This is a genomic window from Bacillus sp. FSL K6-1560 (genome assembly GCF_038592935.1).
Lineage (GTDB): Bacteria > Bacillota > Bacilli > Bacillales > Bacillaceae > Bacillus > Bacillus subtilis.
Genome location: NZ_CP151946.1, coordinates 2,342,851 through 2,364,329, shown reverse-complemented (window position 1 = coordinate 2,364,329; position 21,479 = coordinate 2,342,851). Strand labels below are relative to the sequence as shown.

25 protein-coding genes are annotated in these 21,479 nt (G+C 42.7%); 17 read left to right on the top strand and 8 right to left on the bottom strand.

The genetic code is table 11. From position 1 onward, the window contains the following. Positions 1 to 15: 15 nt before the first annotated feature. The 4 genes from NYE22_RS13045 to aprX all read right to left on the bottom strand — a co-directional run bounded on the left by NYE22_RS13045 (position 16) and on the right by aprX (position 4,160). Positions 16 to 1,233: a cytochrome P450 gene (locus NYE22_RS13045; protein ID WP_021479252.1), complete on the bottom strand. Its 1,218-nt coding sequence runs from the start codon at positions 1,231 to 1,233 to the stop codon at positions 16 to 18. Between the two features lie 229 nt (positions 1,234 to 1,462). Then, entirely contained in the window at positions 1,463 to 1,819 is a 357-nt protein-coding gene (locus tag NYE22_RS13040; RefSeq protein ID WP_003231786.1) for a hypothetical protein, read from the bottom strand. 78 nt (positions 1,820 to 1,897) lie between these two features. Beyond that, complete coding sequence (locus NYE22_RS13035; protein WP_080474477.1) at positions 1,898 to 2,722, bottom strand: MBL fold metallo-hydrolase; 825 nt, start codon at positions 2,720 to 2,722, stop codon at positions 1,898 to 1,900. Positions 2,723 to 2,831: 109 nt separating this feature from the next. Continuing rightward, positions 2,832 to 4,160 carry a serine protease AprX gene (gene aprX, locus NYE22_RS13030; protein WP_064671408.1) on the bottom strand — a complete coding sequence of 443 codons (1,329 nt, stop codon included), beginning with the start codon at positions 4,158 to 4,160 and terminating at the stop codon, positions 2,832 to 2,834. Positions 4,161 to 4,384: 224 nt separating this feature from the next. Between aprX and NYE22_RS13025 the strand changes: the two genes are divergently transcribed. The 3 genes from NYE22_RS13025 (at position 4,385) to NYE22_RS13015 (ending at position 6,127) form a co-directional block, all read left to right on the top strand. Beyond that, positions 4,385 to 4,618 carry a hypothetical protein gene (locus NYE22_RS13025; RefSeq protein ID WP_014476869.1) on the top strand — a complete coding sequence of 78 codons (234 nt, stop codon included), beginning with the start codon at positions 4,385 to 4,387 and terminating at the stop codon, positions 4,616 to 4,618. 279 nt (positions 4,619 to 4,897) lie between these two features. Then, positions 4,898 to 5,605, top strand: coding sequence for a poly-gamma-glutamate hydrolase family protein (locus NYE22_RS13020; RefSeq protein ID WP_003245758.1), 708 nt, complete (start codon positions 4,898 to 4,900; stop codon positions 5,603 to 5,605). Positions 5,606 to 5,674: 69 nt separating this feature from the next. Beyond that, the gene (locus tag NYE22_RS13015) at positions 5,675 to 6,127 is read left to right on the top strand and encodes an OsmC family protein (protein WP_003231775.1); all 453 of its coding nucleotides are present in this window, start codon (positions 5,675 to 5,677) and stop codon (positions 6,125 to 6,127) included. 13 nt (positions 6,128 to 6,140) lie between these two features. On the opposite strand, the gene ebrB is transcribed toward NYE22_RS13015, so the two are convergent. From ebrB to NYE22_RS13000, 3 genes are all read right to left on the bottom strand, one after another. Beyond that, positions 6,141 to 6,494 carry a multidrug efflux SMR transporter subunit EbrB gene (gene ebrB / locus NYE22_RS13010; RefSeq protein ID WP_003245163.1) on the bottom strand — a complete coding sequence of 118 codons (354 nt, stop codon included), beginning with the start codon at positions 6,492 to 6,494 and terminating at the stop codon, positions 6,141 to 6,143. 13 nt (positions 6,495 to 6,507) lie between these two features. Further along, positions 6,508 to 6,825: a multidrug efflux SMR transporter subunit EbrA gene (gene ebrA / locus NYE22_RS13005; protein ID WP_015483253.1), complete on the bottom strand. Its 318-nt coding sequence runs from the start codon at positions 6,823 to 6,825 to the stop codon at positions 6,508 to 6,510. A gap of 134 nt (positions 6,826 to 6,959) precedes the next feature. Next, a complete protein-coding gene (locus NYE22_RS13000) occupies positions 6,960 to 7,235 on the bottom strand; it encodes a hypothetical protein (protein WP_003245252.1) in 276 nt (91 codons plus the stop codon). An 88-nt stretch (positions 7,236 to 7,323) separates the two neighbouring features. Between NYE22_RS13000 and NYE22_RS12995 the strand changes: the two genes are divergently transcribed. The 9 genes from NYE22_RS12995 (at position 7,324) to NYE22_RS12955 (ending at position 14,197) form a co-directional block, all read left to right on the top strand. After that, complete coding sequence (locus NYE22_RS12995; protein WP_003231769.1) at positions 7,324 to 7,737, top strand: YmaF family protein; 414 nt, start codon at positions 7,324 to 7,326, stop codon at positions 7,735 to 7,737. Between the two features lie 99 nt (positions 7,738 to 7,836). Continuing rightward, positions 7,837 to 8,781, top strand: coding sequence for a tRNA (adenosine(37)-N6)-dimethylallyltransferase MiaA (gene miaA / locus NYE22_RS12990; RefSeq protein WP_021479248.1), 945 nt, complete (start codon positions 7,837 to 7,839; stop codon positions 8,779 to 8,781). Between the two features lie 39 nt (positions 8,782 to 8,820). Next, positions 8,821 to 9,042: an RNA chaperone Hfq gene (gene hfq / locus NYE22_RS12985; protein ID WP_003221097.1), complete on the top strand. Its 222-nt coding sequence runs from the start codon at positions 8,821 to 8,823 to the stop codon at positions 9,040 to 9,042. A 196-nt stretch (positions 9,043 to 9,238) separates the two neighbouring features. Continuing rightward, positions 9,239 to 9,511 (top strand): YmzC family protein, encoded by a 273-nt coding sequence (locus NYE22_RS12980; protein WP_014479841.1) that lies wholly within the window; start codon positions 9,239 to 9,241, stop codon positions 9,509 to 9,511. An 81-nt stretch (positions 9,512 to 9,592) separates the two neighbouring features. Next, positions 9,593 to 9,823 carry a hypothetical protein gene (locus NYE22_RS12975; RefSeq protein WP_003245262.1) on the top strand — a complete coding sequence of 77 codons (231 nt, stop codon included), beginning with the start codon at positions 9,593 to 9,595 and terminating at the stop codon, positions 9,821 to 9,823. A 242-nt stretch (positions 9,824 to 10,065) separates the two neighbouring features. After that, positions 10,066 to 10,458, top strand: coding sequence for a class Ib ribonucleoside-diphosphate reductase assembly flavoprotein NrdI (gene nrdI, locus NYE22_RS12970; protein WP_003231758.1), 393 nt, complete (start codon positions 10,066 to 10,068; stop codon positions 10,456 to 10,458). Then, a complete protein-coding gene (gene nrdE / locus NYE22_RS12965; protein WP_014479842.1) occupies positions 10,418 to 12,520 on the top strand; it encodes a class 1b ribonucleoside-diphosphate reductase subunit alpha in 2,103 nt (700 codons plus the stop codon). The genes nrdI and nrdE overlap by 41 nt, the downstream gene beginning before the upstream one ends. Before the next feature lie 17 nt (positions 12,521 to 12,537). Further along, on the top strand, positions 12,538 to 13,527 hold the full coding sequence (gene nrdF / locus NYE22_RS12960) for a class 1b ribonucleoside-diphosphate reductase subunit beta (RefSeq protein WP_003231754.1): 990 nt from the start codon (positions 12,538 to 12,540) through the stop codon (positions 13,525 to 13,527). Positions 13,528 to 13,576: 49 nt separating this feature from the next. Beyond that, positions 13,577 to 14,197 (top strand): hypothetical protein, encoded by a 621-nt coding sequence (locus NYE22_RS12955; protein ID WP_249851037.1) that lies wholly within the window; start codon positions 13,577 to 13,579, stop codon positions 14,195 to 14,197. A gap of 63 nt (positions 14,198 to 14,260) precedes the next feature. Here NYE22_RS12955 and cwlC read toward each other — a convergent pair whose 3' ends face one another. Then, the gene (cwlC, locus tag NYE22_RS12950; protein WP_014476879.1) at positions 14,261 to 15,028 is read right to left on the bottom strand and encodes a sporulation-specific N-acetylmuramoyl-L-alanine amidase; all 768 of its coding nucleotides are present in this window, start codon (positions 15,026 to 15,028) and stop codon (positions 14,261 to 14,263) included. A 632-nt stretch (positions 15,029 to 15,660) separates the two neighbouring features. Here cwlC and spoVK point away from each other — a divergent pair. From spoVK to glnA, 5 genes are all read left to right on the top strand, one after another. Then, positions 15,661 to 16,629: a stage V sporulation protein K gene (gene spoVK / locus NYE22_RS12945; RefSeq protein WP_003231746.1), complete on the top strand. Its 969-nt coding sequence runs from the start codon at positions 15,661 to 15,663 to the stop codon at positions 16,627 to 16,629. A 131-nt stretch (positions 16,630 to 16,760) separates the two neighbouring features. Beyond that, positions 16,761 to 18,023, top strand: a complete 1,263-nt coding sequence (hflX, locus tag NYE22_RS12940) for a GTPase HflX (protein WP_032725748.1) — start codon at positions 16,761 to 16,763, stop codon at positions 18,021 to 18,023. A gap of 17 nt (positions 18,024 to 18,040) precedes the next feature. Further along, positions 18,041 to 19,306, top strand: coding sequence for an aminotransferase class I/II-fold pyridoxal phosphate-dependent enzyme (locus tag NYE22_RS12935; protein WP_029317829.1), 1,266 nt, complete (start codon positions 18,041 to 18,043; stop codon positions 19,304 to 19,306). 109 nt (positions 19,307 to 19,415) lie between these two features. Next, positions 19,416 to 19,823, top strand: coding sequence for a transcriptional repressor GlnR (gene glnR / locus NYE22_RS12930; RefSeq protein WP_014476884.1), 408 nt, complete (start codon positions 19,416 to 19,418; stop codon positions 19,821 to 19,823). A 58-nt stretch (positions 19,824 to 19,881) separates the two neighbouring features. Continuing rightward, positions 19,882 to 21,216 carry a type I glutamate--ammonia ligase gene (gene glnA, locus NYE22_RS12925; RefSeq protein ID WP_003231737.1) on the top strand — a complete coding sequence of 445 codons (1,335 nt, stop codon included), beginning with the start codon at positions 19,882 to 19,884 and terminating at the stop codon, positions 21,214 to 21,216. Positions 21,217 to 21,479 lie beyond the last annotated feature (263 nt).

Genomic DNA, 21,479 nt, shown 5'->3' with positions numbered 1-21,479 from the left:
GGGGCGTTTTGAATGTTATTTTGAAAGTGAAACAGGGAGACTTTCTAATCCTCTTAAAAAGACATTTTTTCTCCATTGAATGTCATCAGGTGCAACCGCAAGTTCAATATCAGGAAATCTCTTCAGAAGGGCGTTAAATGCAATGTGGCCTTCCAGCCTGGCAAGAGGCGCTCCTAAGCAGAAATGAATGCCAAAACCGAAAGAAATATGTCTGTTAGGCGACCGATTTATATTTAATATTTCGGGGTTCTCAAAAAAATTCGGGTCGCGATTGGCCGATCCAATGCCTATAAAAATCATGTCTCCTCTTTTGATCGAATGCCCCTTATATGTAAAGTCTTCAATGGCCCACCGATTTGCCATCATAACGACAGGTGAGGTGTATCGCAGCAATTCTTCAACCGCTGTAGCGATCATTTCAGGCTGCTGCTTGAGCTTCTCACATTCCTTCATGTGCTGCAGCAATGCGAGGGTGCCTGAGCCGAGTAAGTTAACAGTTGTTTCAAGGCCGGCTACAACGAGCAAGAACAGCATCGAATAGAGCTCTTTTTCGCTTAACTTGCAGCCGTTTTCCTCAGCATGCACAAGTTTGCTGATTAAATCGTCTTTTGGCTTTATCCTTCTGTCATGGATCAGCTTGGCGATATAATCTTTAAATTCACGAAGAGCCTGATTTGTCAGCTCTCTATTACCTTCAGAGGTATCAACCATCGCATTGGTCCAGATTTGAAACTGTGACCGATCTTCTTTTGGGATTCCCATCAATTCAGATATAACAATAAAAGGCAAAGGGGAAGCGAAGGATTTCATAATATCCGCTTTATTTTCTTTTTCCATTTCATCTAAAAGCTGTTCAGCAATTTGTTCAATGCTGCCGCGCAGATTTTCAATGGTTCGGGGAGTAAATGCTTGATGAACAAGTGATCTCAGGCGGGTATGGTCAGGTGTGTCTTTTGCCAGCATATGATCGGATACAAAATCGATATCTTCACTAACGTTGAGCATTTTGATTTGTTCTTGGTTCATCACATTTTTTACGTCTCTTGTAATTCGATTGTCTTTTAAAAAGGCCATACAATCATCGTATCGGGTAATTAACCAGGCCGGATATGTGGCTCCGAACCGTTTTAATTCAAATCGGTGAATGGGCTCTTCCTCTCTAAATCGCCCTAAAACTGAAAAAGGATTGTGATGAAACTCTTTACCATGCGGATGAAACATCAATTTTTCCATTTGCATTCTCCTCGCCTAATAGGGTAAATAGATGAATCAAATTGCTGAATTAGTTTACAAAAAACAGAATGATTTGAAATGTAATCCTGTCTCTAAAACTATATATCTATTTTAGGAGTCATTCAATAGGGTGAAGAACGAAAAAAGTGAAAAACGGCTCGATATAAAGCAGCGCCTTTGAACGAAAGCTCAAAGGCGCTACGCTGTATTATTTTGATGAAAGTGACTGTCAGCTGTGCTGGATATCAATTGTATATACTGCACGATCTGTTACGACCTTCAATCCTTCGTTTTCTTGGTGAATATGAATGTCACCTAATAAAGGAATCTCATAGGCATTTTGCGGAAGCGGTACATTTCCGTCCTCAGTGAATGTTGTTCCTTCGCCTTCTAAAACAAGCTCTTCTTTCGCAACATAATCATCAGGATGATTCGTACTGCGTATAGCCACTTTTTGAAGGTGGAGAACAATCTGATCCAAGTCTGATATCTCTTCATCATGGGTCAATTCACCTTTTCTAATATCAAGCGTCTGGCCGACTTTTGATTCCAGCCATTGAGAAAGCTGTGTATTCGTGTGTGCCATCAATATTCCTCCTTTTGATTTACACGATACTATTCCCAATTGCTGCATCTTTTACACGGAAAAGAGCCGCCTCACTCTTTATGTATGAAACAATTCGCTGTTGAGAGCCTTGATATAGCGTACGGCAGAACGCTGGACCGCTTCACTGGCATTTTCTTTGACAACTTTAGAAAAAGCATTGTAAAGCCGGTTGAATTGAAGCGGTTTTACTTTGGCTGCTAATTCTTCAACTTTGGAGGCGGGAAGGGGAATGAGATTTGGGTAGCTGTACATAAAGCTGACCCAGTTTCGGTCCGCCGCAACCGTAATGATATCTCCGGTCAATAGACACCCTTTCCCTTCATTGCCCTTGCTCCAATGCAAAACAGCACCGCCTTTAAAATGTCCGCCCAGTCGGTAAAGGTCCAGTCCCGGCTTTACGTTGAGCGTTTCCCCTGACCAGAAGTGAATGTGATTGCTTGGCCTTGTCACCCATTCTTTATCATCCTCATGGATATAGATCGGCGCCTGAAACGCTTCAGCCCACTCAACCTGAGTAGAGTAATAATGCGGATGAGACAAGGCGATGGCTTGAATACCGCCTAATTCGTTGATTTGGTCAATTGTCTTTTGGTCAAGATATGTCATGCAATCCCACAGCACATTGAAGCCATTATGCTGGATAAGATGGGCTGTTTGTCCAATCGCAAACTCTGGTTCAGTTTTGATGCTGTAAAGATGCTCTTCTTCCTTTTGGAGGATGTTTTGAAGGTTTCCTTTCTCACGCATGTCTTCAAGGGTTGTCCAAGTTTGTCCATCGGGATGAATATACTGTCTTTCATCCTCGCAAATCAGACACGAGTTGGGCGGATCTACAGTCTGTGCATGTTGCACACCGCATGTGTTGCAGATATAATATGGCACTTTCTTCACTTCCTTCATCTATTTTCCATTATTTTACCTTATGATTATGAATATTCAAACAAAAAACCGGCAGTTCTGCTGAAAGAGAATTGCCGGCTTTTGATGATGTTTATTGGCCGGGAACGGAATTTTCTGCGTTGACAGCGCCCGCTCCGTAGATATTCGGATCTTCATCTTTCCATTTGTCCGTGCCGTTTTTCAAAAGCTCTTTTACTTCATCGGGGGTAAGATCCGGGTTTTGCTGAAGAATTAAAGCTGCGATTCCTGCGCAAATCGGTGTTGCCATCGAGGTTCCTGACATTGTAAAGTACTGAGACCCTACACGGCTTGACTTTTGGAGCTTATCAATATAAGAATTCGGAGAGCGAAGGGAAATAATATTAACACCCGGCGCTAAAATATCGGGCTTTTCTTTCCCGTATACTGTCGGGCCGCGGCTTGAGAAGGAAGCGACAGTATCATCATCGCTGCTTGCAGTATTGTTATCGTCAAGCGCACCTACTGTAATCACCTTTTCGCTCACGCCCGGGCTTGCAATGGTCTGCGAATCAGGGCCTGAGTTTCCGGCAGCGACACAGACGACAATCCCTGCGCTCCACGCTTCCTCAACCGCTCTGACTAACGGATCTTCCTGTTCATGATCATATCTAAGGGCATCGCCCCCGAGCGACATGCTAATAATATCAATCGGTTCATCGGGGTTGTCCTCATTATATTGAATACACCACTCAACACCCTCTATAATATCTGCTAACGTTCCTGAACCCTGCTTGTTTAATACCTTTACGCCGATGAGATTGGCTTCCGGTGCAGGTCCGCGGTATTGACCGGAAGAGGATGCACCGCTGCTTGCGACATCACCTGCACAGTGTGTGCCATGACCATTATCATCGTACGGCTCTGTTTTTTGATTGACCATGTCCGCGAATCCGATAATTCTGCCTTCTAGATCAGGATGCGGGTAGATTCCTGTATCGACAACAGCGACAGTAACACCTTTTCCTGTCAGGGTTTGCCCGTTTCTGACGACTTCCTTCGCATGGCTTGCTTCGGTTGCCGTGTCTAAAAGCGCTTTGACTTCGCGGTTTAAATACACTTTACGGATATTGCTGCATTCAGAGAGAAGGGAATGTAATGCTGAAGGAGTAACCTCCGCGCTGCAGCAATTGATTTTGTTGAAGCGGCTTTTTAGCTTGCTGCGTTTTTCTTTTTGCAGCACCTCTCCAGCCATTTGAAAGCCGGTCTCGTGACAGCCTTCCTCAAATTCGATAATGACTGACATTTTTTTTCTGTTTTGCAATTTGGTTTCGAAAAATTTATGCAAGAAGCAAGGAGTCCATTTGAAGGGCTTGTAAAGCTGCAATACGGTTTCCCGTAACGGCCAATCTAGCTTGTGAGCATTTGCTCTCACCATTTGTACCATAGAGTACCCAAACATGTATTTTCCTCCTATTATAAGGTTCTCTGTATACTCTATGAACAGATGATAGGTTTGGTAAGTTTGTTTGTCCTCTATAAGAGACAGACAAGAGTTTGTTTTTCTGAATCTTTCGCATTAGATACGATAGATTCAGAAGTTGAGGAAATCATTGGGGATTGAAAAAGAACGTTTGTTCGTATTATAATGTGATCATATCAAACTGGGAAGGGGAGAGCAACCGTATGAATTTCTACTTGCACCGATCTTTGGAAAGCCAAATGCCAATCAGCATTATATATATGAAGAAAGACGGAACGATTAGTAAAAGAACGATTATTGTGAGACAGAAAAGCAAAACGAAAATCAAAGCATTTTGTTTTTCGAAACAACAGATCAGAACATTTTTATTGGACTCTATCCTCTCCTGTGATTTTGTGAGAACAAATAAGCAAAATCTCTATTCTGCAGGCCGGTAACAGCTGTCCGTCTCAGCAACCGGGCAGCCTGTTACTAAAACCCTCCTTAAACCTATATACATTTATTTGCCAAGTGAGGTTGTTCCTACCTTTTTTGTCTTTCCTCTCAACCTTTTTTCACTCTTATTTGAAATGAACCGCTAATAACCGTGACAATCAATTGATTTTTTGAAACCGGGAACTTTTTCACTGATGATATTGTGTATACAATGGTAAGATAAAACCTATTGGCTAAACCTCATATAATGAACCGCGCCATTCTTATGAAAGGAGTTAAACATGAGAAGATTTTTACTAAATGTCATATTAGTCTTAGCCATTGTCTTGTTCTTGAGATATGTTCATTACTCATTGGAACCAGAACCATCAAATCAGCCAGATACATATTCAAATTTCAGCAGCTTGGCAGAGAATGAGAGCCCAGCCGATTACGATATTTCATATAATGAGAAAAAAGGAAGCAAAGTCTTAATTATGTCTCCGCATGGCGGAAGAATTGAAGGCGGAGTAAGTGAGCTTGTTCGTTATTTCAATAATGAATACTCTACATACCTGTTTGAAGGGTTGAAGTCCCACGATAACCAAACGCTGCACATTACAAGCACCAACTTTGATGAGCCATTGGCAAAAAAGAAAATCAAGGAGCATCAATATGTGGTGGCTTTTCACGGATATAAAGGAGAGAACAAGAATACGCTTGTAGGGGGAACAGACCGAAAACGGGCGAAAATGATTGTGAGAGCCCTTGAGCGGAGAGGGTTTTCCGCTGAGTTAGCGTCGTCTAAAAGCGGTCTTGCTGGATTGAATGCCGAAAACATTAATAACCAAGGGGAAACGGGGCTAAGTATCCAGCTGGAAATCAGCCGTGAGCAGAGAGAAGCATTTTTTGATGATTTTTATTATAAAAATAGAAAATACACAAAGAACAGTGAATTTTATGCTTATGTCAGTGCGATCAAAGGTGTCCTGGAAAAAGAGTATTCGTAACAAGCAGATCAGAAGACAAAATAAGAGAAGATCAGTAGACTGAAATAGGATAAAAAAGGAGGCAAAACAATGGCAGATCATCATTTTTATTTAAAAGCGAATTGGCCGGGTAACCGCAATGATGTCGGTACGATCGAAAGCGGAAACCTGATCACATCGATTTCCATTCCTAAAGAAATGGATGGCCCGGGAGAAGGGACCAACCCAGATGAAATGCTTCTCGGGGCGGCAGCGACCTGTTACATTATTACACTTGCAGCGATGATGGAGAGAAGCGGGCTGGAAAAAGAAGACTTACAGATGGAGTCAGAAGGCATTGTCGACGTCACAAAAGGAGTCTTTACATACAAAAAGATCATTCACCGTCCCTCTGTCGTGCTTAAACATGATGCTTCACAAGACGACGTCGCATTGGCGCACAAGCTTTGTAAAAAAGCGGAGTCGTCATGCATGATTTCGCGTGCAATTCAAGGAAATGTCGAGCTGCAGCTTGAAGCCTCTGTGAAACTGGGTGGAGAATAAAGAAAACAGACGGTCACTCACAGGCCGTCTGTTTTTTATCTTCAGCGTGGGCTTTCGATTGATTTAGCACGACCACGCCTGCAATGACAAGCGTGAGACCGAATACACCTTTTAAACTGATGGTTTCGCCAAAAAGCAAAAACCCGACAATTGCTGTAAGTGCGGTACCAACGCCCGACCATGTTGCATACGCGCTTGATAAGTCAATTGTTTTTAAAGAAAAGCTTAGAAACGTAAAAGCAGAAAGAAATCCGACTATGACTCCGGCAATGGGCCAGGCTTGTGTAAATCCTTCTGAAAGCTTCAGCATCGTGCTCCCAAACACTTCAGATACAATGGCGAGAGCCAAATAAAGCAATCCTCTCATCTTCATCACTCCTTTACTGCCAATTAAGTAACACGACCCCTGATAGTAATAAAAGAATCCCGATAAGCCCTTTGGCATTCAGATCTTCCTTGAACCATTTTACTCCGATCACTGTCGTCAGCACCGTGCCCGCCCCGCTCCAAGTCGCATAGGAGAGGCTCAGGGGAATATGGTTTAAAGTCAGGGACAGCATATAAAAGGCGAGGGAATAGCCAATAACGACCAAAGCACTTGGCTTCCACTTTTTGAAGCCATCAGATACTTTCAGCATGGCTGCTCCTATCGATTCCGAACATATGGCAATCGTGAGGAATATATATCCTATCAACATCATGAATTCTCCTCACTATATTTTTAGATTAGAAAAAACTTCAGCTAGAAAAATATTAGTGTATGCCTATGTATGAGTCAAGAGATTCATTTTCACACACTTAAAAAGACCCCTTTTTAAGGGGTCTTGTGCGTTTAATAATAAAAAGGGAACGGGGCATACGGATAATAGGGGTATCCGCCATACAAATAAGGATTAAATAAAGCGCTTCCTATAAGCCCGCCTGCAAGGCCGCCGATAAACGGTCCTCCAAAAAATCCGAATGGCCGGCCAAACCCATAACCAAATCCGGGTCTTCCAAACCCGTAACCGAACCCGAACGGTCTTCCAAACCCAAATGGTCTCCCGAATCCGAACGGCCTTCCAAATATTCTTGTATCTTCAGGGCTGAAATGCTCTAACTCGTTCATGTTTTCTTTCCTCCTGTAATAAAGTGTAGATGATGCAGTGTATTCACCCTGCCCGGATTTGATTGGGCGAATCGAGGAAAAGGAGGATGTGAACACATTGGGCCTGTATCAGTCTGACTGGTCAAAAGCACCGCCCCACGCACATGCTTATCATGTCAAAACAACGAGAGAACAGGGCCATTATCATCTCATCGAAGGGTTTACTCAGCCGGCAAACGGATCAAATACCGATCAGCATACACATTACTATACAGGGATCACTTCATTTGAAAACGGCCATTTTCATCGGTATTACGGAATCTCAGGACCGGCGATTCCCTTAGCAGATGGCACACATTATCATGAAATCGAAGAAACGACGTATCTGGCCTATAACGAGCCGATTGAGATCCAGTACGGAGGGGTTGTGTACGATCCCGGAGATGACAGAAGAAAAACGCATCGTCATACCCTGAAAGGAAAGACAAGGGAAATTGTCGGCAATGAGCCGCTCGGCTGGTAGAAGGATGTTTACCGATGCAAAAAAAGGGCAAGATGGATAGGTGGTTGTCCATGTTGAATGCTATAATGGGGGGAGATTTATAAAAGAGAGTGATACATATTGAATAATACGAAGCAGCCCGTTGTCATTTTAGTCGGACCGACGGCAGTGGGGAAAACCAATTTAAGTATTCAGCTAGCCAAATCCTTAAACGCGGAAATTATCAGCGGAGATTCGATGCAGATTTATAAAGGGATGGATATTGGAACAGCTAAAATTACCGAACAGGAGATGGAGGGAGTGCCCCATCATCTGATTGACATTTTAGATCCCCAAGACTCTTTCTCTACTGCCGATTATCAAAGCTTAGTAAGAAATAAAATCAGCGAGATTGCAAATAGAGGAAAGCTTCCGATGATTGTCGGCGGTACAGGGCTTTATATACAATCTGTGCTTTACGATTATACATTTACGGAAGAGGCAAATGATCCCGTGTTTCGAGAGAGCATGCAAATGGCTGCTGAGCGGGAAGGCGCTGACTTTCTTCATGCCAAACTTGCTGCAGCAGATCCCGAGGCAGCAGCTGCGATTCATCCGAATAATACAAGAAGAGTCATTCGCGCACTGGAAATTTTACATACGTCCGGAAAAACGATGTCCCAGCATTTGAAGGAACAAAAACGAGAACTTCTGTACAATGCAGTGTTAATTGGCCTGACAATGGATAGAGACACGCTCTACGAAAGAATTAATCAGCGGGTCGATATGATGATGCAGTCAGGCCTTCTTCCGGAAGTGAAACGCTTATACGACAAGAACGTGAGAGACTGTCAATCAATACAGGCGATAGGCTATAAAGAGCTGTATGCATATTTTGACGGTTTTGTGACACTTTCCGATGCTGTCGAACAGCTAAAGCAGAACTCGAGGCGGTATGCGAAACGCCAGTTGACGTGGTTTCGCAACAAAATGCAGGTCACATGGTTCGATATGACACCGCCTGTTGATATGGAGCTGAAAAAAAAGGAAATTTTCACACATATAGCAGGAAAACTCGAACTTTAATCGAAACTGTATGATATAGAGAATCAAGGAGGACGAAACATGAAACCGATTAATATTCAGGATCAGTTTTTGAATCAAATCCGGAAAGAAAATACGTATGTCACTGTTTTTTTGCTGAACGGCTTTCAGTTGCGGGGCCAGGTGAAAGGCTTTGATAACTTTACCGTATTGTTGGAATCGGAAGGTAAGCAGCAGCTTATATATAAACATGCGATCTCAACGTTTGCGCCGCAAAAAAACGTCCAGCTTGAACTCGAATAGATCAAAAAATGCCATGTCAAGACATGAGGAAAGGCTGCCGGGGGTTCCCGGCGGCCATTTTTAACATTCATCCACTTTTGCTCCAAGCTTTTTTTTGTAAGCTGACCATGCCAAGGCATGGTCTTTTTTTATGAGAACAACATACGGAAGTAAAAATGGTATATTATGTATAAAATGAATTTGGGAGTGATCGACCTTGTTTGAAAGTGAAGCAGAACTGAGACGAATCAGGATTGCACTTGTATGGATAGCTGTCTTTTTACTGTTCGGGGCGTGCGGGAATCAAGATACCATTATTGAAACAGACAGCGGCAATTCAGACTATGAAACGCCTCAGCCCACCTCGTTTCCACTTGAACATAACCATTTTGGCGTTATGGAGGACGGCTATATCAAAATTTATGAGTATAATGAGTCCCGCAATGAGGTAAAGCTGAAGAAAGAATACGCGGATGATGAGCTTGAATAAAATTCACAAGCATTCGAATTTACAAAGCGGATGCCAGCCGCTAAACTAAATACAGACACAGATCAAACAGAGGGTGAAAACATGAAGCATAAAGTGATCGTGAATCATTGGGAAGAAATTTGCGAAGATGATTCTTGCTATGAATACGGAACAAGTATCATTGTGAACGGAAAAGAATTAATCAGAGAAGCGTCAATTATCACTGCTTTGAAGGCGGTTTTAGAAGAGATCGGCGCGGATGTTGAAATAGAAGAAACAGTAGAGAGCGAAAAATGCTGTGATAGCTTAAGAAAAAAAAATCTAGACTACTAAGCAGTTTTTTTTCATGTTATGATATACATCGGCTAAAAACGACACCCCGAGTAGGACGAGAGATGATTCTCGTTCTGCTCTCTTTTTTGGGCCCTAATGAGTCTGCCCATTTGCCTGATTTGATCAAAATATGAATTTTTCATAAAAACGAATCTATATATTGTGTTTTTGCTAGAGGGTAGTATACTATATATAGTGTTAGTGATGAGAGATTCATATTTTTTGATAGGTCGTGATAAAACGTGGTACAAATCATATTTGATTCGAAAACAGGGAATGTTCAGCGGTTTGTGAATAAAACAGGCTTTCAGCAGATACGCAAGGTGGACGAAATGGACCACGTGGACACTCCGTTTGTTTTGGTCACCTACACGACAAACTTCGGCCAGGTACCGGCATCAACACAATCATTTCTCGAAAAATACGCCCATCTCTTATTAGGAGTCGCTGCGAGCGGCAACAAAGTATGGGGCGATAACTTTGCAAAAAGCGCCGATACCATTTCAAGACAATATCAGGTGCCGATCTTGCACAAATTTGAACTCAGCGGCACATCTAAAGACGTTGAATTGTTTACTCAGGAGGTAGAAAGAGTTGTCACAAAATCAAGTGCCAAAATGGATCCAGTTAAATAACGAAATCATGATCCAAAAAGATGGGAAATTCCAGTTTGATAAGGATAAAGAGGCTGTACATAGCTATTTTGTAGATTATATCAATCAAAACACAGTCTTCTTTCACGATTTAAAAGAGAAGCTGGATTATTTGGTTGAAAATCAATACTACGAAGAGGAATTCTTAAGCCTTTATTCTTTTGAAGACATTAAAGAAGTGTTTAAGACAGCTTACGCTAAGAAGTTTCGTTTTCCTTCCTTCATGAGTGCGTTTAAATTCTATAATGACTATGCTTTGAAAACGAATGACAAGAAAAAAATCCTCGAGCGTTATGAGGACCGGATCTCAATTGTTGCGCTGTTCTTCGCTAACGGCGACACTGAGAAAGCAAAAGAATATGTAAACCTGATGATCAATCAAGAATATCAGCCGAGCACACCGACATTTTTGAATGCCGGCAGAAAACGCCGCGGTGAACTTGTGAGCTGCTTCTTGCTCGAAGTTAATGATTCTTTAAATGACATTTCAAGAGCAATCGATATCTCCATGCAGCTTTCTAAGCTTGGCGGCGGGGTTTCTCTTAACCTGTCCAAGCTTCGCGCGAAAGGTGAAGCCATTAAAGATGTTGAGAATGCGACAAAAGGCGTTGTAGGCGTCATGAAGCTTCTTGATAACGCGTTCCGTTACGCTGACCAAATGGGACAAAGACAAGGGTCCGGCGCGGCGTATTTAAACATTTTCCACCGCGATATCAATGATTTTCTTGATACGAAAAAGATTTCTGCGGATGAAGATGTGCGCGTCAAAACGCTTTCGATCGGTGTTGTCATTCCGGATAAGTTCGTTGAGCTTGCACGCGAGGACAAAGCGGCTTATGTATTCTATCCGCACACGATTTATAAAGAGTACGGCCAGCACATGGATGAGATGGACATGAACGAAATGTACGACAAGTTTGTCGACAACCCTCGGGTGAAAAAGGAAAAAATCAACCCGCGGAAACTGCTTGAAAAATTGGCGATGCTTCGTTCTGAATCAGGCTATCCATACATCATGTTCCAAGATAACGTCAATAAAGTGCATGCGAATAACCATATTTCCAAGGTCAAATTTTCTAACCTTTGCTCTGAAGTGCTGCAGGCATCTCAAGTTTCTTCATACACAGACTATGATGAAGAAGATGAAATCGGTCTGGATATTTCCTGCAACCTGGGTTCGCTTAACATTCTCAATGTCATGGAGCATAAATCAATCGAAAAGACAGTCAAGCTTGCGACAGACTCTTTAACACACGTGTCTGAAACAACTGACATCCGTAATGCGCCTGCTGTAAGACGGGCAAACAAAGCGATGAAATCAATCGGCCTCGGTGCTATGAACCTTCACGGCTACCTTGCGCAAAACGGCATTGCGTATGAAAGTCCGGAAGCGCGTGACTTTGCAAACACGTTCTTTATGATGGTGAACTTCTACTCCATCCAGCGTTCTGCGGAAATCGCAAAAGAGAAGGGCGAAACATTTGATCAATATGAAGGCTCAACCTATGCGACAGGTGAATACTTTGACAAATACGTTTCTACTGATTTCTCACCGAAATATGAAAAAATAGCTAATCTGTTTGAAGGTATGCATATCCCGACGACAGAGGACTGGAAAAAGCTAAAAGCATTTGTGGCTGAACATGGTATGTATCACAGCTACAGATTATGCATTGCGCCGACAGGCTCTATCTCATACGTTCAATCAAGCACGGCGTCTGTTATGCCGATTATGGAACGGATTGAAGAACGAACATACGGCAACTCAAAAACGTACTACCCAATGCCTGGGCTTGCATCTAATAACTGGTTCTTCTATAAAGAAGCCTACGATATGGACATGTTCAAGGTTGTGGATATGATCGCCACTATCCAGCAGCACATTGATCAGGGAATCAGCTTCACATTGTTCTTAAAAGACACAATGACGACCCGTGATTTAAACCGAATCGATCTGTATGCACATCATAGAGGAATTAAAACCATTTACTATGCAAGAACGAAAGATACTGGGCAAGACAGCTGCCTTTCTTGTGTTGTTTGATTAAAGGAGAGTTTATAGTGACAAAAATTTATGACGCAGCAAACTGGTCAAAGCATGAAGACGATTTTACCCAAATGTTCTATAACCAAAACGTGAAACAGTTCTGGCTTCCGGAAGAGATTGCTTTAAACGGAGATCTTCTCACATGGAAGTACCTCGGGAAAAATGAGCAGGATACTTATATGAAGGTACTGGCCGGACTTACGCTTCTTGATACAGAGCAGGGGAATACGGGGATGCCGATCGTGGCTGAACACGTAGATGGCCACCAGCGGAAAGCGGTGCTGAACTTTATGGCGATGATGGAGAACGCTGTCCATGCGAAGTCGTACTCTAATATTTTCATGACCCTTGCACCGACTGAAACGATCAATGAAGTATTTGAATGGGTTAAACAAAATAAATATTTGCAGAAAAAAGCGCAAATGATTGTCGGGCTTTACAAAGCCATTCAAAAAGATGATGAAATTTCACTGTTCAAAGCGATGGTTGCTTCCGTCTATCTGGAAAGCTTCCTTTTCTACAGCGGTTTCTATTATCCGTTATATTTCTACGGACAAGGAAAACTGATGCAAAGCGGTGAGATCATTAACCTGATCCTTCGTGACGAAGCGATTCACGGCGTGTATGTCGGTCTCCTTGCTCAGGAAATTTATAATAAACAGACAGAAGAGAAAAAAGCAGAGCTTCGTGAATTTGCGATTGACCTTCTGAATCAGTTATATGAAAATGAGCTTGAATATACAGAGGACTTGTACGATCAAGTCGGACTCTCACACGATGTAAAGAAATTCATCCGCTATAATGCGAATAAAGCGCTGATGAATCTTGGATTTGATCCATACTTCGAAGAGGAAGATATTAATCCGATCGTTTTAAACGGATTAAACACAAAAACAAAATCACATGACTTCTTCTCTATGAAGGGAAATGGCTATAAAAAAGCGACAGTTGAGCCGCTCAAAGATGATGACTTTTATTTTGAAGATGAAAAAGAGCAGATATAATATCTGCTCTTTTCGGCTTGAAGGTTCAAATGAGGAGGACGCAGTACCCATGGGAAAAATGGACGAAATGATTTTAGTTGCCCCGCGCGATGATGTGTTTAAGAAAGAAAGCTTAACCTTCCAGGGCGTGTACAGTGAAGATCGCAGAGTAGCAGAAATCATGGCTCAGATTGAAGCGGCCTATCGTGAAATGAGAAGAGGGGACGCAGAAGAAGATCCGCGTTTCAAGCAGCCGATACCTTATGTCGTCATTAAGCGTGAAGATGAAGTTTTTCTTTACGAGCGGCTGGCTGGCGGCGGTGAATCGCGTCTGCACAACAAGCTTTCTCTCGGCTTTGGCGGCCATATGAACGCCATCGAAGGGACAGCTTCATTTGCTGAAGTCTTAAAGCTGAACACAGACCGTGAGCTTGAGGAAGAACTGCAAATAAATGAAGAAGATAAACAGGCGATTGTCACACTGGGATTGATCAATGATGATGAAAACAGTGTTGGCAAAGTGCATATCGGTATTCTTTCTGCGCTTCAATTAAAGCCTGGGGCACAAGTGGAAGTGAAGGAGAAAGAACAAATTGCGGGTAAATGGATGAAAGTTTCTGAATTAAAACAGGAAGACATCTACAACCGTCTGGAAACATGGTCACAGTTTGTTGTTGATATTCTTGAATAAAAAAACCCGGTTTCTCGCGATGAGGAGCCGGGTTTTTTTATGAGACGCTCGTCCCTGTCTCGGCTATGATTCTAGGATCACAATAGCGTCAAAGCCGGCATTTTTCGCTCTGGCAGCGAGGGTGTCTGCATTGTCTTTGGATGAAAATGCGCCAATCTGCACTTTGTATAATCCGTCCTTTAAAAGGACAATCGAGTCAAAACCTTTGGCTTCGGCTTTACTTGCGAGCGAGTCGGCATTCGCTTTGACTTTAAATGCGCCGATTTGAACCTTATATAACCCTGAGCTGGAAGTCTTTTTAAGGTTAAAGGCTTGCTCCAGCCCGTTTGCATGTCCTCTCGCTAAGCTTTGAATAAAACTGCTCGTTTTCAGCTTATTTGCATCGGCAACGGTATCAATGAAGCCGTTCTCGGTCAAGAGGGCAGGCATTGCCGACTCCCTTAGGACGTGGAAGTTCGCTGTTTTTTTGCCGCGATCGGCAAAGTCGACAGCTTGTATCACTTCAGAGTGAATTGTCGATTGATAAGTCGTCGTCGGAGCTCCTACACCTGGATAAATATAGCTTTCAAAACCTGTGCCTCCCCCGGAATTAACGTGAATGGACAAAAAGAAATCTGCTCCCCAGTTATTTGCGGCATTTGTCCGGTCGTTTAAGCTGACATATTGGTCGCTTGTCCGGCTCAGCAGCAAAGAAACGCCTTCATATTCATTAGTTAATATCGTACGTAAGGCTAAAGCGATTTGCAGGGTTAACGTTTTTTCCTGAAGGCCATTACCTGTTGCGCCTGGATCAGAACCGCCATGGCCAGGATCAATAAAAATTTTAACCATTTTTCATCACCTCATTACAGGATATGAAAAAACACGGCTTCTGCTTGTACGATTATCATTCAACTGAAAAATGAGGAAATAACCCTTTCACACCGGGAATTATTTCTCGGGAAAGCGCACAATTCAACATGAAGCGACAACAGATACGGCCCAAAATGAAATATGTGCATATGCCATATGTTTGTATGTACTATGGGTTCGGTTAACCTGCACTGATTCCTGCTGATTTTAAGCTTTACGTTCATAAGCATTTGAAACGTAAATTGATGAGAAAAGCTCCTTTCATTAAAGACACCACTTTATAAATCGAAAAAAAGAAAAACACTTCAGGTATCTTACGGCGGGTAATACGCTTCGTACAAAAAACAGCCCGTTGCATGAAAAAAGGATTGGCGAATGGGGATAATAATGAGAAAAAGAAGCTCACTATAATACTCTGACAAATGATTAAAAACAAAATCTCATGGTTTGTCCACCCCATGTCCGTGAATACAATAAGAAATAAAGTATTTCTCGGGAAAGCGCAGGATTCCTTATTGTTCCCGAAAAAAGCAATTGTTTCGACACATGATAGGCGTTTGTCACAATCGGCATCCGCTTGAATATCATATAGAGAGAACAGAGAGGTGAAGATGTTGGAGCGCGCTGTGACTTATAAAAACAACGGACAGATCAACATTATTCTGAACGGGCAAAAGCAGGTGCTGACGAATGCTGAGGCAGAGGCGGAATATCAGGCTGCATTGCAAAAAAACGAAGCAAAGCACGGCATTTTGAAGGAAATCGAAAAAGAGATGAGCGCATTAGTTGGGATGGAGGAAATGAAACGCAACATCAAGGAAATATACGCCTGGATTTTTGTGAACCAAAAACGCGCGGAGCAAGGCTTGAAGGTTGGAAAGCAAGCGCTGCACATGATGTTTAAAGGAAATCCGGGAACGGGAAAAACGACGGTTGCACGGCTCATCGGCAAGCTGTTCTTTGAAATGAATGTCCTGTCAAAAGGCCACTTAATAGAAGCGGAGCGGGCTGACCTGGTCGGGGAGTATATCGGACACACCGCCCAAAAGACGAGAGATTTAATCAAAAAGTCATTAGGTGGCATTTTGTTTATAGACGAAGCCTACTCGTTGGCAAGAGGCGGCGAAAAGGACTTTGGGAAAGAAGCGATCGACACACTTGTCAAGCATATGGAAGACAAACAGCATGAGTTTATTTTGATACTCGCCGGATATTCACGGGAAATGGATCATTTTCTCTCGTTAAATCCCGGTCTCCAATCAAGATTTCCCATCTCCATTGATTTTCCGGATTACTCTGTGACACAGCTCATGGAGATTGCGAAACGAATGATCGATGAAAGGGAATACCAGCTCAGTCAAGAAGCTGAATGGAAATTGAAAGATTACTTAATGACAGTGAAAAGCACGACAAGTCCCATTAAATTCAGCAATGGACGTTTTGTCAGAAATGTGATCGAAAAATCGATCAGAGCACAAGCCATGAGGCTTTTAATGGGAGACCAATACTTAAAAAGCGACTTGATGACCATCAAAAGCCAAGATCTTTCCATTAAAGAAGAAGCATCTGGATCTGCATAGACCTCTCAGTTTTTGAGAGGTCTGTTTTTGCTCGTATTTCCGCTTTTCAAAGCAATCGATTTGTGGTATACACATGCAGGGTTTGGTATGATAATACTACTGCCCAATATGCAAAAGAAAGGAACATCCATTTGAACGAACAAGAAACGATTCAGGAGAAAGCCATTTTAGTCGGATGTCAGCTGCCGCATATCACGGATGAGCATTTTGAAAATTCTATGGAAGAGCTAGCATCTCTGACGAAAACAGCAGACGGAAAAGTACTGACCAGCGTCACACAAAAACGGAACAGGGCTGACGCCGCTACATATATAGGAAAAGGGAAGGTAGAAGAGCTGAAGGCACTGGTGGAAGAGCTTGAAGCTGATCTCCTCATCTTTAATGATGAACTGTCGCCAAGTCAGCTGAAGTCATTGGCAACAGCAATTGAAGTGAAGATGATTGACCGCACGCAATTGATATTAGATATTTTTGCAAAGCGGGCGAGAACGAGAGAAGGCAAACTTCAAATTGAGCTGGCTCAGCTGCAATATGCACTGCCGCGTCTGACGGGACAAGGGATCAACCTTTCCCGGCAAGGCGGTGGAATTGGGGCAAGAGGTCCCGGGGAAACGAAACTGGAAACCGACCGCCGCCATATCAGAAATCGCATTCATGAAATCAACACACAGCTTTCCACTGTCATTCGCCATAGAAGCCGATACCGTGAAAGAAGAAAGAAAAACGGTGTGCTTCAAATTGCGCTTGTCGGCTATACAAACGCAGGGAAATCAACATGGTTCAACCGTCTGACGAGTGCTGACAGCTATGAAGAAGACCTCCTGTTTGCCACGCTCGATCCGATGACCAGAAAAATGGTCCTGCCAAGCGGCTACAGTGTTCTTCTATCAGATACAGTAGGATTTATTCAGGATCTTCCGACGACATTGATTGCTGCATTCCGCTCAACGCTTGAGGAAGTAAAAGAAGCGGATTTAATTCTGCATTTAATTGATTCTTCAAATGAGGATTATGCGGGACATGAAAAAACAGTGCTTCGGCTGCTTGAGGAGCTTGAAGCAGATGATATCCCGATGCTGACGGCTTACAATAAACGTGATCAAAAACTGCCTGATTTTATACCGTCCGCCGGAAGGGATCACATTATGGTCAGTGCGAAATTTGAGGACGACGCTGAAATCTTTAAAGAAGCGATTCAGCGCTATTTGCGCCAAGAACTGTTAACGTCTTTTGAAGCACATGTGCCGGCAAGTGAAGGGAAGCTCCTTTCCAGAATCAAATCGGAAACGATGGTAGACCGCTTCTATTTTAATGAAGAAAATGAACAGTATGACATATCCGGCTATGTCCAAGAAGAGCAAAGTATCATCGGTGAATTAAAGAAGTATATGTAGGAAGGAAATATAAAGACATGTTTGACACATTAACACACGGAGAATTATTGAAGAAAACGGCAATGGAAGTGGAAGCGGACATTGCCGGCATTCATAAACAAATAGAAGAAATCAGCGAGCGAAATGAGTGGAGAGTGCTTCAAAGCTATAGAAAACACAAAGTAAGCGACACTCATTTTACGCCGTCTACTGGATACGGCTATGATGATATCGGAAGAGACACGCTTGAAAGCATATATGCGGATGTGTTTGGCGGAGAAGCGGGGCTTGTAAGGCCGCAAATCATTTCAGGCACACATGCCATCTCAATTGCTTTGTTCGGTGTCCTCAGACCGGGGGACGAGCTCCTTTATATCACGGGCAAGCCGTATGATACGCTAGAGGAAATTGTGGGCGTCAGGGGTGGAGAAAACGCTGGATCGCTAAAGGATTTTCAAATCGGCTATAATGCGGTTGATCTGACGAAAGATGGAAAGATAGACTATGATGCAGTCGCCGCTGCGATCAATCCGAAAACCAAAGTAATCGGCATTCAGCGCTCAAAAGGATATGCGAATCGCCCTTCTTTCTTAATTAGTGAAATAAAAGAAATGATACGTTTTGTAAAAGAAATCAATGAAAACCTGATCGTCTTTGTGGACAACTGTTACGGAGAATTTGTGGAAGAGCTTGAGCCTTGCCATGTTGGAGCCGATCTGATGGCGGGATCTCTCATAAAAAATCCGGGCGGCGGCCTTGCGAAAACAGGCGGCTACCTTGTCGGAAAAGCGAAATGGATTGAAGCTTGCTCATACCGTATGACGTCACCAGGTATCGGCAGAGAAGCGGGGGCATCTCTTTACTCGCTCCAAGAAATGTACCAAGGCTTCTTTTTGGCGCCTCACGTTGTGTCTCAAAGTTTAAAGGGAGCGGTGTTTACAGCGAGATTCCTTGAAAAACTTGGCTTCACTTCAAACCCGAAATGGGATGCAAAAAGAACGGATTTAATACAATCCGTTGAGTTTTCTGACAGAGAAAAGATGATTGCCTTTTGTCAGGCCATACAATTTGCATCGCCAATCAATGCTCATGTGACGCCTTATCCAGCCTACATGCCGGGATACGAAGATGATGTCATTATGGCAGCAGGCACGTTTATTCAAGGAGCAAGCATCGAATTATCAGCTGATGGCCCTATCCGCCCGCCGTATGTAGCGTATGTTCAGGGAGGATTAACCTATTCGCATGTGAAGAATGCCATATGCAGTGCAGTGGATTCATTGATGGAAAAGCAATTAATTTAAATTTTTTAAAAATTTCTCTGAATTCGATGTTAAGAATCCTTACATCTTATTGACACAAAATATAACATCACCTATAATGAAACTAAGTTAAGAAAAGGAGGAAATTGAGATGAGTGATAATATTCGCCGCTCAATGCCTTTATTTCCAATAGGAATTGTCATGCAGTTAACTGAGTTATCAGCAAGACAAATTCGATATTATGAGGAAAATGGACTAATATTTCCAGCCAGAAGTGAAGGGAATAGACGATTATTTTCATTTCATGATGTAGATAAACTGTTAGAAATCAAGCACCTGATAGAACAAGGTGTAAACATGGCAGGAATTAAACAGATTCTGGCGAAAGCCGAAGCCGAGCCAGAGCAAAAACAAAGTGAGAAGACGAAAAAACCAATGAAACATGATCTGTCCGATGACGAACTGAGACAGCTCCTGAAAAACGAGCTCATGCAAGCCGGCCGTTTTCAAAGAGGGAATACATTCCGTCAAGGCGACATGTCCCGCTTCTTTCATTAATCCGTTAGCAACTGTTTTGCTATATACATTTACCTTTTAAGAGGAGGAATTTTACCAAATGGCAAAGTACACTAGAGAAGATATCGAAAAATTAGTAAAAGAAGAAAACGTGAAGTATATCCGTCTTCAATTTACTGACATTCTTGGAACAATCAAGAATGTTGAGATTCCTGTAAGCCAGCTTGGAAAAGCGCTTGATAATAAAGTCATGTTTGACGGTTCTTCTATTGAGGGATTCGTTCGTATCGAAGAGTCAGACATGTACCTGTATCCAGATCTAAATACATTTGTTATCTTCCCATGGACAGCTGAAAAAGGTAAAGTAGCACGTTTCATCTGTGATATTTATAATCCGGATGGCACACCTTTTGAAGGTGACCCGCGAAACAACTTAAAACGGATTCTGAAAGAAATGGAAGACCTCGGCTTCAGTGATTTTAACCTTGGACCTGAGCCTGAATTCTTCTTATTCAAATTGGACGAAAAAGGCGAGCCAACGCTTGAACTAAACGACAAAGGCGGATATTTCGACTTAGCTCCAACTGATTTAGGAGAAAACTGCCGCCGCGATATCGTACTTGAGCTTGAAGAGATGGGCTTTGAAATCGAAGCGTCTCACCACGAAGTAGCACCTGGTCAGCACGAAATCGACTTTAAATATGCTGGAGCAGTCCGCTCTTGTGATGACATCCAAACATTTAAACTAGTTGTCAAAACAATTGCCCGCAAACACGGCCTGCATGCGACATTTATGCCAAAACCATTGTTCGGTGTGAACGGTTCAGGTATGCACTGCAATCTATCACTCTTCAAAAATGGTGTTAACGCATTCTTTGACGAAAACGCAGATCTTCAGTTAAGTGAAACAGCGAAACACTTCATTGCAGGTATCGTGAAGCACGCAACAAGCTTTACAGCAGTAACAAACCCGACAGTAAACTCATACAAACGTCTTGTTCCTGGCTATGAAGCACCTTGCTATGTAGCATGGAGCGCGCAAAACAGAAGCCCGCTTATCCGTATCCCGGCTTCTCGCGGCATCAGCACACGTGTAGAAGTACGCAGCGTAGACCCAGCTGCTAACCCATACCTTGCACTTAGCGTATTGCTCGCTGCAGGATTAGACGGAATCAAAAACAAACTGGAAGCGCCGGCTCCAATCGACCGCAACATCTATGTGATGAGCAAAGAAGAGCGCATGGAAAACGGAATCGTTGACCTTCCAGCAACACTTGCGGAAGCACTAGAAGAATTCAAATCAAACGAAGTCATGGTCAAAGCGCTGGGCGAGCACCTATTCGAACACTTCATCGAAGCAAAAGAAATCGAATGGGATATGTTCCGCACGCAAGTACATCCTTGGGAACGCGAACAGTATATGTCTCAGTATTAATCTTTCAATCCCTTGGCACTATTGGTGTCAGGGGATTTTTTGATTCGTTAACAATTTTGATAACTTAATATAAATCATAGAGCGCCCACAAAACACCCACAAAAAAACAATAAAAAATTACTCCATAATAGTGGAGATATAATTTTCGTACTTATTCATTGAATCCCTATCAATCTTTTTGCTGATATGTGAGTAAATATCTGACGTAACTTGAATACTTTTATGACCCAGTCGTTCTTCTACATATTTCATTGAAGCACCTG